Annotated in this window: 19 protein-coding genes and 1 pseudogene; 19 read left to right on the top strand and 1 reads right to left on the bottom strand. The window is 45.1% G+C overall.

Annotated features, from left to right (window positions below; translation table 11 throughout):
• From B5D50_RS20855 to B5D50_RS13565, 10 genes and pseudogenes are all read left to right on the top strand, one after another.
• Nucleotides 1-285: pseudogene (locus B5D50_RS20855) on the top strand (hypothetical protein); the annotation flags it as partial.
• 26 nt (nt 286-311) lie between these two features.
• Nucleotides 312-1,595, top strand: coding sequence for a tyrosine-type recombinase/integrase (locus tag B5D50_RS13605; protein ID WP_078923184.1), 1,284 nt, complete (start codon nt 312-314; stop codon nt 1,593-1,595).
• A 226-nt stretch (nt 1,596-1,821) separates the two neighbouring features.
• Nucleotides 1,822-2,331 (top strand): ProQ/FINO family protein, encoded by a 510-nt coding sequence (locus B5D50_RS13600; protein ID WP_078923183.1) that lies wholly within the window; start codon nt 1,822-1,824, stop codon nt 2,329-2,331.
• A gap of 49 nt (nt 2,332-2,380) precedes the next feature.
• On the top strand, nt 2,381-2,677 hold the full coding sequence (locus B5D50_RS13595) for a BrnT family toxin (protein WP_078923182.1): 297 nt from the start codon (nt 2,381-2,383) through the stop codon (nt 2,675-2,677).
• The gene (locus B5D50_RS13590) at nt 2,667-2,951 is read left to right on the top strand and encodes a hypothetical protein (RefSeq protein ID WP_078923181.1); all 285 of its coding nucleotides are present in this window, start codon (nt 2,667-2,669) and stop codon (nt 2,949-2,951) included. Before B5D50_RS13595 ends, B5D50_RS13590 begins: the two co-directional genes overlap by 11 nt.
• A complete protein-coding gene (locus tag B5D50_RS13585) occupies nt 2,944-3,204 on the top strand; it encodes a BrnA antitoxin family protein (RefSeq protein WP_078923180.1) in 261 nt (86 codons plus the stop codon). The genes B5D50_RS13590 and B5D50_RS13585 overlap by 8 nt, the downstream gene beginning before the upstream one ends.
• Nucleotides 3,205-3,387: 183 nt before the next feature.
• Nucleotides 3,388-3,729, top strand: coding sequence for a helix-turn-helix domain-containing protein (locus B5D50_RS13580; protein ID WP_078923179.1), 342 nt, complete (start codon nt 3,388-3,390; stop codon nt 3,727-3,729).
• Nucleotides 3,730-3,860: 131 nt separating this feature from the next.
• A complete protein-coding gene (locus B5D50_RS13575) occupies nt 3,861-4,121 on the top strand; it encodes a type II toxin-antitoxin system HicA family toxin (protein ID WP_234975882.1) in 261 nt (86 codons plus the stop codon).
• On the top strand, nt 4,118-4,456 hold the full coding sequence (locus tag B5D50_RS13570; protein WP_078923178.1) for a type II toxin-antitoxin system HicB family antitoxin: 339 nt from the start codon (nt 4,118-4,120) through the stop codon (nt 4,454-4,456). Before B5D50_RS13575 ends, B5D50_RS13570 begins: the two co-directional genes overlap by 4 nt.
• A gap of 77 nt (nt 4,457-4,533) precedes the next feature.
• Nucleotides 4,534-4,887 (top strand): type II toxin-antitoxin system HicB family antitoxin, encoded by a 354-nt coding sequence (locus B5D50_RS13565; RefSeq protein ID WP_078923177.1) that lies wholly within the window; start codon nt 4,534-4,536, stop codon nt 4,885-4,887.
• A gap of 166 nt (nt 4,888-5,053) precedes the next feature.
• Here B5D50_RS13565 and B5D50_RS13560 read toward each other — a convergent pair whose 3' ends face one another.
• Nucleotides 5,054-5,602: a recombinase family protein gene (locus B5D50_RS13560; RefSeq protein ID WP_078923176.1), complete on the bottom strand. Its 549-nt coding sequence runs from the start codon at nt 5,600-5,602 to the stop codon at nt 5,054-5,056.
• 442 nt (nt 5,603-6,044) lie between these two features.
• Here B5D50_RS13560 and B5D50_RS13555 point away from each other — a divergent pair, with 442 nt between their 5' ends.
• The 9 genes from B5D50_RS13555 to B5D50_RS13520 all read left to right on the top strand — a co-directional run bounded on the left by B5D50_RS13555 (nt 6,045) and on the right by B5D50_RS13520 (nt 10,082).
• The gene (locus B5D50_RS13555) at nt 6,045-6,230 is read left to right on the top strand and encodes an Arc family DNA-binding protein (RefSeq protein WP_078923175.1); all 186 of its coding nucleotides are present in this window, start codon (nt 6,045-6,047) and stop codon (nt 6,228-6,230) included.
• 18 nt (nt 6,231-6,248) lie between these two features.
• On the top strand, nt 6,249-7,643 hold the full coding sequence (locus B5D50_RS13550) for a hypothetical protein (RefSeq protein ID WP_078923174.1): 1,395 nt from the start codon (nt 6,249-6,251) through the stop codon (nt 7,641-7,643).
• Between the two features lie 77 nt (nt 7,644-7,720).
• Nucleotides 7,721-7,996 (top strand): hypothetical protein, encoded by a 276-nt coding sequence (locus tag B5D50_RS13545; protein ID WP_078923173.1) that lies wholly within the window; start codon nt 7,721-7,723, stop codon nt 7,994-7,996.
• Entirely contained in the window at nt 7,989-8,234 is a 246-nt protein-coding gene (locus B5D50_RS13540) for a helix-turn-helix domain-containing protein (RefSeq protein ID WP_078923172.1), read from the top strand. Before B5D50_RS13545 ends, B5D50_RS13540 begins: the two co-directional genes overlap by 8 nt.
• 647 nt (nt 8,235-8,881) lie before the next feature.
• Nucleotides 8,882-9,259 (top strand): hypothetical protein, encoded by a 378-nt coding sequence (locus B5D50_RS20150; RefSeq protein ID WP_143594363.1) that lies wholly within the window; start codon nt 8,882-8,884, stop codon nt 9,257-9,259.
• Nucleotides 9,213-9,404 (top strand): hypothetical protein, encoded by a 192-nt coding sequence (locus B5D50_RS20145; RefSeq protein WP_143594362.1) that lies wholly within the window; start codon nt 9,213-9,215, stop codon nt 9,402-9,404. Before B5D50_RS20150 ends, B5D50_RS20145 begins: the two co-directional genes overlap by 47 nt.
• A complete protein-coding gene (locus tag B5D50_RS13530; protein ID WP_078923170.1) occupies nt 9,401-9,589 on the top strand; it encodes a hypothetical protein in 189 nt (62 codons plus the stop codon). The genes B5D50_RS20145 and B5D50_RS13530 overlap by 4 nt, the downstream gene beginning before the upstream one ends.
• Nucleotides 9,583-9,831, top strand: a complete 249-nt coding sequence (locus tag B5D50_RS13525) for a hypothetical protein (protein ID WP_078923169.1) — start codon at nt 9,583-9,585, stop codon at nt 9,829-9,831. Before B5D50_RS13530 ends, B5D50_RS13525 begins: the two co-directional genes overlap by 7 nt.
• A complete protein-coding gene (locus B5D50_RS13520) occupies nt 9,828-10,082 on the top strand; it encodes a hypothetical protein (protein WP_078923168.1) in 255 nt (84 codons plus the stop codon). Before B5D50_RS13525 ends, B5D50_RS13520 begins: the two co-directional genes overlap by 4 nt.
• Nucleotides 10,083-10,084 lie beyond the last annotated feature (2 nt).

Here is a 10,084-nt window from a genome sequence, read left to right as displayed (position 1 = left end):
ATGATGGCATTGCTCGCCATTGGCTTCTGTTGGGCGCACAAGGTCGGGGAATGGAAGGAAAAAACCGTCAAACCCTTGAAGGTGAAAAAGCATGGGCGTAAAGAACAGAGCATTTTCCGCTACGGCTTGGATTACCTGACTGATCTGTTAACAGGAAGCGGACGTGAAGCCTTGGATAATCTCAGGCTCGTGATCCTGTTCCTTTGTCCGCCCCAATTTATGGTGGTAGAGGATGGACGTATGAGACTCAAGCCGTTTTCGTTTAACACAAATTCAATGGGTTAGGAAAATTGTCGTGTACAGAGACACAAATGACTAAAAAGCTTAAAGACTCAAGCGTTAAGAATGCCAAACCTAATCAGGACGGTTCACCTGCTAGCTATACCGATGGTGGTGGTTTACTCCTGTATGTAACCAAAACTGGGAAATACTGGCGTTACCGTTATCGAATAGAAGGCAAAGCAGCTATTTGTTCTCTCGGCGCTTATCCTGAAATGAGTTTAAAAGAAGCCAGAGAGCAGCACGAAGCAGCTAGAAAGCAAGTTGCTCAAGGGATCAATCCAAGCCAACACAAGCAGCAATTAAAAGCCCAACAACAGCAAGCTGAGCAACGTAGCTTTCAAGCAGTTGCTTTAAGCTGGCTCAAGCAAAGCGCCTCTAAATGGTCAGAGGGTAATTTGCTGCGTGTTAATCGCTATTTGAACAATGATATTTTTCCGTGGATAGGTTCAACCGATATTGACCAAGTTCGGCCAGCGGAAATCACTCGATTAGTGCAAAGGGTTGAAGCCCGTGGAGCTGGTGACGCTGCTAGACGTGTGAAGCAATACATCAGCCAAGTGTATAAATATGCTATCTCATTGGAGTTGGCTGAGCGTAACCCGACGGCTGATCTCGCTAACAACATCATCTTTAAACCCAGAGTTGAAAAGCCCTTTGCAACCTTGACTGATCCGGTCAAAGTAGGGCAACTGCTACGCGATATAGACCAGTATCAGGGAACTTTTGTTGTCCGAGTTGCCTTGCAATTGTCGCCCTTAGTCATGCTAAGACCCGGTGAGCTTAGAGCTGCGGAATGGTCAGAGATTGATCTTAAACAAGCCTTATGGACGATACCCATTAAGCGCATGAAAGCCCCGACCCATGAAAAGCAAGCCAATCTTTCCCAGCACTTGATTCCCTTACCTCGTCAGGCTGTTGAGTTATTGCGTGAACTCTACCCCTATACCAACAAGTCCCCTTATGTGTTCCCTAGTGCAAGAGGGGCAAGCCGTTGTATGAGTGAGAACGCAGTCAGGGCAGCGCTAAGAACGATGGGCTATGACAATGACACCATCACCCCACATGGTTTTAGGGGGATGGCTTCTACCTTATTGAATCGAATGCGGGAACAGGATACCCGTAGCCGTTTATGGGACATGGACTTGATTGAACAACAACTTGCCCACCGTGATAGCAGTATCCGAGGCCGTTATAACCGAGCGGATAGTGTGGAGGCGCTTCATCAACGGCGCGAAATGCTGCAAGCGTGGGCTGATTGCTTGGATGAACTCAGGGCAGGTGGTCAAATAGTGGTCTTTAGGAAGAAGAAATAACCAAGTGGTGAGGTCTCCCAAAGCCGGACATGTTTCGGCTTTTTTGTGTCACTGTCGCAAGGGTCAAAAGTGTTGCGACAGTTGCGACACTTCCAAAAGTGAGCTTGAAAAGGAGAGCCTTCACTCTTGGTTTTTTCTTCCAAGACAAGGGCAGGGTGCTACACTTGCCCCATACAATACCGCCAACCGGGAAATCCCGCCTTATTGCTACGGGTAAACAGAGACCATGACCGAGACACCGAAAAAAACGCTAACCCTAACTAAGAAGTCCACCAACAGCACGCCCAAAAACACCGTCAGCCGCACGGGTAAGCGCATCATCCGACGCGAAGAATTAAACCCTGCCCCCACTAAGCCTGCCAACCCAAAAGGCAAGCCCACGAATAAGAAGAAGCCAGCGCGCAAACCTACCAAAAAGCCCACGATTGCCCCCAGTGACCTGAAAGCCAAAGAACTGAATGACCGCTTGAATGGTTTCAATGTTTGGCTGAACTTCCAGCCCTTAGCGCTTGGCATAGATAAAGACCTGTTCAAACTGGTGAATGATGAACAGTTCCCCGGTGGTAGTAAGAAAGTGGTTCAAAAGGTGTTGAGAATGCACACCCACCACGGGCGCTATTTGGCCGCACTGGTGCAAGGTGGCGAGCGCTATCAGTTGGATGGTTTAAGCAATGGTGAAGTGAGCGAATCAGAACGCCAATGGGCAGCGGAGAAGATTAAAGCACGACAAAGTTAAGCAACTTCTGCTAATGTATTTATAAAAGCAATACGGAGCATTATAGCTAATGGATGTTGTGTATGCCTTAAATGGTATTACGTTTGTATGGAATGCCACGAAAGCAACTGCTAATAAACATCGACATGCTGGCATCAGTTTTGAACAAGCGGCTCAATCGTTTTTCGACCCGTTTATCAAATTAGTTGATGCAAGTCGGAATGATGAAAGTAGAGAAGCGATTATTGGCATGGACAAAGCATGGAACTTGCTATTTGTAGTGCATATTCAAATTGAAGATGACCGTATTAGGCTGATCTCTGCTCGTAAAGCCACGCGGAAGGAACAAGAATATTATGAAAATTGAAGTGCTCAAAAATCGCTTAGTCAAAGAACGCCCGATGACGACGATCACCTTGCGTATGCCCGTTGATGTGGTAGAAGACCTCAAGCGGATTGCGCCAAGTTTAGGGTTTACGGGTTATCAAGGTTTACTAAAAACCTATGTCGGGCAAGGTCTACGGCGTGATCTTGAGCGCTTGGACAATGACGCTGTGACCGCTTTAGTTTCCAGTCTCAAGCGCCGTGGTGTGAGTGAGTCGGTGATTATGGAAGCTTTGAATGAAGCAGTGCATGACTAGTCAGGCATATGATTTAAGCCAAGGCCAGCGTGGAGCAGTGATTGCAAATAATGGTAAGACACGCATCACGACTTGGTTAGATGATGAAGTCTTAGAGTTATTTCGCCAGCGTGCAGAAGCCGAAGGTATTGGCTATCAAACACTGGTGAATCAAACTTTAAGAGCGAGTTTAAGCCCACAGCCGATGATTGATGAAACTGTCTTACGGCGTGTCATTCGTGAGGAAATGCAAGCGGTCAAAGTAGCGGCCTGAACTATCACCTTCACTCAGCCATGCTTTTAATTCTTCCAACGTCATGCTTTCGGCCTGATCATCTTCGATAGCGGCCAATGTGGTTTGATTCGGTTGATGGGTTGGTGTGTGTACTTCATCGAGTGCTCTTTGACTATGAGGGTGACATAAAAATTATCTCGATTGAGGAGGTTAAAAAACGTGATGAACGCACCTATTGAACCATCTGTGCAAGTGATTCGTGATTCAGGGGGGCAGCCTGCTTTTGCCGTTATTCCCTATGCTACTTATTTAAGGCTGACTCACCAACCGATTGAACAGAACACCATTCCACATGAAGTGGTAGCGCGTACTTTGAAAGAAGGTATTACCCCGATTCGTGCCTGGCGTGAGTATTTGCAGCTCACCCAAGCCGATATGGCTGAGCGTTTGGGTATTTCTCAAAGTGCCTATGCACAACAGGAAGCGGTAGAACATCCGCGCAAAGCAACTCGTGCAAAGATTGCCAAGGCATTAAAGATTGAAGCGGGCTTATTGGATTTTTAGGCTTTACTGTGTAGACGCTCTACAAAATTCCAACCTAGCCAAGCTGGATGCATTCCGGTGAAAATTTGCCAAGCAACTTGAATCATTGTTTTTTGCAACTATACTTGGTTGCAAGTATCAAACTAGGATAGATGAGTAGCGCCGTGACCAAACTAGAAAAGCTATTAGAAAAAATACGCAATGTTGATTCTAAGTGGACATGGAATGAACTCTGTGCGCTCTTGGTGAAGCTAGGTTATACCCAAGAAGAAGGCGCAGGTTCTCGCGTGAAGTTTGATAATGGCAATGCTTTAGACTTGATTAATCTACACAGGCCACATCCTAGCAACGAAGTGAAAGCCTATGTAATCCGTCAAGTCCGTGAAAAGTTAGAAAAGGGTGGAATGCTATGAATCTGTTGGAATATAAAGGCTATCTTGGCAGTGTTGAAGCGGCTATTGAAGACGGGATTTTGTTTGGTAAATTGGAATTTATCTCAGCCTTGATTAGCTATGAAGGCGAAACGGTGAAGGCGCTCCAAACGGCATTTGAAGCCGCCGTTGATGATTATTTAGCAAGCTGTGAGGCTAAGGGGTATGAACCCGAACTGCCATGTAAGGGTAGTTTTAATGTGCGTGTCGGGCATGATCTACACCTAGCCGCGATGTTGAAAGCCAAAGAGTTAGGAATTAGCTTGAATGATTTTGTACGCCAAACCTTGAATCAAGCTTTGCCACTCAGTCATTGAGCAGTATCAACCTTTCAAGATTCCACCCCAGCCGGACACAATCCGGTTTTTTAGTTTCAATAGACTAAGTGATCGATATGGATATTTTAAGATACAAAGGCTGCATGCTAATGGTGGAGCTGAATAAAGAAACCTTGCTGTATCATGGTAGGCTCTTGGGGCTTGAGGCTGCATGTGAAAACAAGTTAGCTGTTTTGGAGTTTGAAGGGGATAGTTTAGAGGCATTAGAGCTGCCTTTTTATGAAACCGTTGATAGCTACCTGCAATGTCCATTGCCTGTTGAAGAACTCCCCAAAACTTACTCAGGTGTGTTGAGCATTCGAGTATCCCCCACACTTCACCAGCAAGTTGCTGAGCAGGCAGCAAAGCAAGGTATCAGCATGAATAGTTGGTTTATACAGGTCGTTGAGCAATCGCTTGCCGCTCAATAGTGTCGTATAACTTCTTTAATGCGCCCCTTGCCTTTAGTGAGAAACCCTTATGTAGCGGCGTTTGCAGGCTGTTTATGTCAGTGTCTAAAACTGCTGGAAAAAACGGCAGTGCATAATAGGGTCGTATAACTCGCTTACATGCACAACCTGTAAAAAGGTCTATACCCTATTTGCAATTGAGTAGTTTATAGACGGTCGAGCGTCCAATTTTCATCTGTTTAGCTATCTCTGTAGCACCCATGCCAGCCTCATATAATTGCTTGATCTTTGCGCTATCTATGCTTGGCTTACGTCCAAACTGGATACCCTTAGCTTTAGCCTCTAAGCGTCCTTCATTGGTACGTTCGAGTATGCGTGCTCGTTCTGCCTCAGCGACAGCAGCAAGGATAGTAATGACCATCTTACCCATAGCACCCTCTGTACTAATACCATCATCCAGAAAACGAATGCTTACCCCTTGATTAGAGAACTCTTTAATTAGGTTCACCATATCGGCAGTATCTCTGCCTAAGCGGTCTAGTTTCTTGACTAAGATCACATCGCCTTGCTCTACCTTCTGCCTTAACGCCTCTAATCCAGAGCGCTCTATATGGCTTCCTGTAGCCTTATCTTTGAACAGTCTATGTTCTTCTACACCTGCATCCTTTAAGGCTTTGAGCTGTATTTCTAGTGATTGTTGGCCGGTGCTTACCCGTGCATATCCAAAGAGTCTCATCGTGTTCACCTTGTCTCTAAATTCGATTAGTAGACAGTATAGTCTATTAATGGCCTAAAAACGATTTAATAGACAGTGATTTTGTAGCTGAAATGAGTGTCTATTAATTTATAAATTAGTAGATAGTTCAGCAGGATGAATACGCCAACTATCGAGGCTGAATCAGGGGTGGGGGGTCGGCAAGCGGGTTGGCCTCTGCCTTGCTAAAGCTGGGTACTTGAATATCTACAAGAGTCCACGGCCACCAAGCCCGCGAACGCTAAAAAGCAACCTTTCATGTGCCATTTATTGTGATGGCCTTGGCATAGACCCGCGTCAAATTTTGTCAGTACATGCACACTTTTTTGTTGTGTAATGAGAAAGCTAGCACCGAAAAAACGTCAGTACATGCACCACTTTGTTGTTGTTTAATAAGTTTTTAGTAATCAAAGAGAGCACCTTAATGACTGAAAATAAAGCGAAAAATCCAAGACTTGCACTTCATCTGGGTGAAGAGTTGCGAGCATGGCTCAAAAATATGGCTAAAGAGCATGGTCGCAGTATGACTTCTGAGGTTATCCAAATCTTGAAGCGTGAAAAGAACCGCACGCAGCCAGCACAAACCTATCACGGCCTAGAGCCATTCTAAACAGAAGAGGATTAAGTAATGAGTGATGTATTTTATGAGAATTTAAAACGCACTAGCGTTTATGCAGGTGGGCATATAGAGCCTAAGCATGAAGGTCATCGGCAATTTGTTCGTAAGACCTTAATCAGTTTTATGGAGCGTAATCGGAAGAAATTAGATGAGGAGCAGCGTGTTTTATCGGGTGACGCAGTGACTACTACGTCCCAAGGTTTGCCAAGCTCTTATAGCAAAGAGGTTATTCGCTTTGCTTTATCAGATTTAAAAATTTTAGAGTTAGTGCGCGGTTTGGTTGACCCAACAGCGACCGCAAGTATGGCTATTCCTTATGAAAAGCGGGAAAAGAACGCCAATGATTTTGCTAATTTTGGTGTGGTGTATGAAGGTTTTGGAATTCCTTATAGCGGTGTATCTTTAGACGCTGAAACAGCTTATATGCAGCCTATGAAACTCGCCTTAAAAGTCAGTAATGAGGTGCTACATTTTGCAAGTGGCACCCACCTGAATTGGGATGCTTGGGCTAATAACATCAGCAGCAATGGAACCTTCATTAAAGAGTTATTGCAATTGCGGATTGCTGCGGAAATGTTACGTGCTAGTGATTCTTATCAAGCCATTAGTATTCAAGATGAAGCTATCACCGTAGATGCTAATGGCCTAATTAAAACAGCTCAATTCCCTATTGTACGGCCTTACCAACCACGAGATTTAGCTGGAAGGGTTGTAGGGACTGCTAAAAATCAAATCTCTCTAACAGTAAATGGCGTTGCTATTCCGGCTTATGATGAGAGCGACTTAATTCAAAGTTCATTGTATTGGCGTTTTAGTAATCTCAATTTGGGTTATATCCAATTAGTAGATAAAGATGGGCAGCTTGCTGGGAGTGCTGCAAGTGGCGTGATTAGCTATAGCCAAGCGACCAACTTAGTTAAGTTTGATATGGCCATTCCTGAAGGTGTGAGTGTGGCTAAGCACATGAATGGATTATTGGATGCTATTGGCAATCAGATTGCCATGCTGTCTAGTCATCGTTATAGCCGCCCTGATTTTATGCTGATGTCTGCGGTGGTGAATAATGAAATTACTAAGGCTGAACAATTCATCGTTAGTTTAAAGCGCAATGGAAGCGAAACTAGCCCATTAGGTGATCTTGCCACCGTGAAGGGGATTCCTGCTTATGATACCGGGTTGCCGGGAGACCTAGGGGATAATCGGATTCTCTTGGGAAAAAGAGATTTGACGGCTTATGGAATTGCTAAACCCTATCAAATGGGTGAGGCGTTTCAGAGTACAACAAGAGGTTATGCGACGGGCGAGCAAATGGCTTATGGTCAAGAGTTTTCAGTCATTTATACCCCGGCGGCTGTGTGTAATCGCTACACCTCAATCCTACTTTACAACAGCAGTTCTCGTTAATTGAGCGTTTGAGTTTGCCTCGGTTTTAGGTGGCTTCTAGCCACCTCTTTTTAAAGATTAATGCAGGTAATTAGCGAATGATTACATCTTCCCTACTCGTTGGTGAGCGTCCATTTAATGCCTCTTGGTGGCTGACTACATGGCTAAAGCCTTTTAGCGTGCTCTTCACTTCACATAGTCCTGATTTATTAAAGCTCAGTGACTTAACGCCAGTCGCTCATAGCTCTTTATTAGCTTTAGGCTATGAAGCAGCAGAGGCCGATTTTATTTGGGAAACGCTTCAGCATGATTTAGGCGCTAGCCATGCTAATCAGCTGGTTTTGATTCAACAGGAGCAAGCTACGCATGGATAACCCCATTTTACTGAATTCAGTGCAACTGGAGATAGCGATTAAGGAGGCTAAGCATTCAGTGTTTAAGTATGACCATGGGAACTTGTATCCCGCTTTATTGATGCAGTTTAAAAAAGATGTCATCACCAGAGCTTTGCAAGAGACTCAAGGCAACTATCGGCGTGCAGCGCAATTGCTGGGATTAGGAATAGATACTCTGCGTAAGTATCAGCAACAAATACAGTTAGAGATTAAGTAGATGCAGACTTATTCCCCCTATAAATAAGGGTTATTAACTATTGAATGATTACTTAATCACCTTAACGGCAGGTGAATTTATCAAAAACCAAAAAAATTATTATCCAAATAAGTTTTTATAAAATTGTTGTTTATTAATCAGTTATACGACTAAGGCATATAAAAACATCTAAGAGTTCTTATGCATGCTTGGGTGTTTTATAAGCTTGATAAAATTCTTAGTTTTTTTTAAGAATAAAAAAGATTTTTAAATAAAAAACCCGCCTTTTGAGCGGGTTTAAATATGAATAATTTTTAGAACTTACAAGGTGTGATTATATGTGTTCAAACGAATATAGCAATTCCGAAAAATCCGCCAATCTCCCCTTGACGGATAAACCGTCACTTGCTAGCCTTAAACACGTACCGAGTGAACACACTCGGCACAACTTCAAGCAAACACAAGGCGGCAATGTAAAGAACACTGAACCGCCTATGAGCGGTTTTTCTATTTCCGCTACACTAAGCGATTCTATCGAATTGTCGGGAGTAGCAAGGAATACAACACCGCTTCGCGGCAATACTTGCAGCGTTACCTTGTGTACGCTTGAAGGCTCCCGGCAGCTTAATAACTGCCAACACTTCAAACAAACACAAGAGAATAACGCGATGCAAAACACGCAAACACCCGCTATCGGTGTGCCTGCACTCTTGGCGAAGGGCTACCACCCTGAATCGACGGGCACAGCCTGCCTTCTCCCCTTGCAAACCTATCTAGATGCACTCCAGCAAGCGCAAGCTGACAAAGCCACCAAGGGCAAAGGTCAAGCCTACGCACAACTCTTAAACGCCTTCCATCAAGCTATCCTTCCCCTGTTCTTTGCGGAAGCCAAAGGCAATTTGTCCGAAGTCTCCCGCTTAATGGGCATTCACCGCGAAACCATTACCGTGTGGTGCAAGCAATTGGGCTTGAATAGCCGTGCAAATGGGAGGTGCAGGTATGATCGAGCATTTCTATACGTTAATTTGCGATTGCTGCGAGGCTGAAGAAGAAGTCCGTATCCTCAAGCATGGCGCGATGACACAACGTGAGCTAAACAGTTATCACGTCCCTTTTGCACAATATGAGCATGTTTGTGATGCCTGCTTAGATGAACTAGAAGCTAGCGAAGTTGCGGAGGTGCAAGCATGAAAGCTCACACTTTTGACCAAAAGCTGCAACAGGCACAACAGCGCATCAGCCAACGTTTAAGCCATGCCGAACCTGACCGCGTGAATGGGCTACGTGCTCATCTGTGGATGCAATGGATCAAGAAACAAAACCTCTTGACTGAATCCCGCCCTCGCCGTCACGGCCAAGGAGGTCAAGCATGTTGATCTACGAATCCCCGATTAAGACCATCAATCTTAGTTCCTTTGATGATCTCTCATGCAAGATTGCAGAAATCGAAGCCGTGCTAACGTCCATGCATGAACTATGCAGCCTCGATAATCAAGCGGGTTTAATGCTCAGTGTCACCGAGCGCCTTTGCCAATGGCTGCACGCGGATGTTCTCGCCTTGCATACCGCTTACCGTAATCAGCACGGCGGCTATTTCGAGCAAGGGGGGAAAGTATGAATACCTCTACCCTCACCCATTACCTACCCCATGCGGTCAAACTCACGGCGCTAGGTGCGTTTGTCTTCGCTGTGCTGAAAATCGTGCTAATTGCTCAAAGCTATGGTGTTTTTGTCGCCCTCGTGTTTGCCGGGCTGCATCTGCCCTTGTGCCTATTCAGCCTGCTGTTTGTGCTGTGGTTCTTTGACCTGCACCAAGGCTTCGGTTTCTTGGCGCTCGTCAGCGCCCTCTTCAACGCACTGTTGATTTAGGA

It is taken from the genome of Thiothrix eikelboomii (assembly GCF_900167255.1).
Classification (GTDB): Bacteria; Pseudomonadota; Gammaproteobacteria; order Thiotrichales; family Thiotrichaceae; genus Thiolinea; species Thiolinea eikelboomii.
Note: the sequence above shows the minus strand (reverse complement) of the source record. Positions and strands in the feature narration are given on the sequence as shown.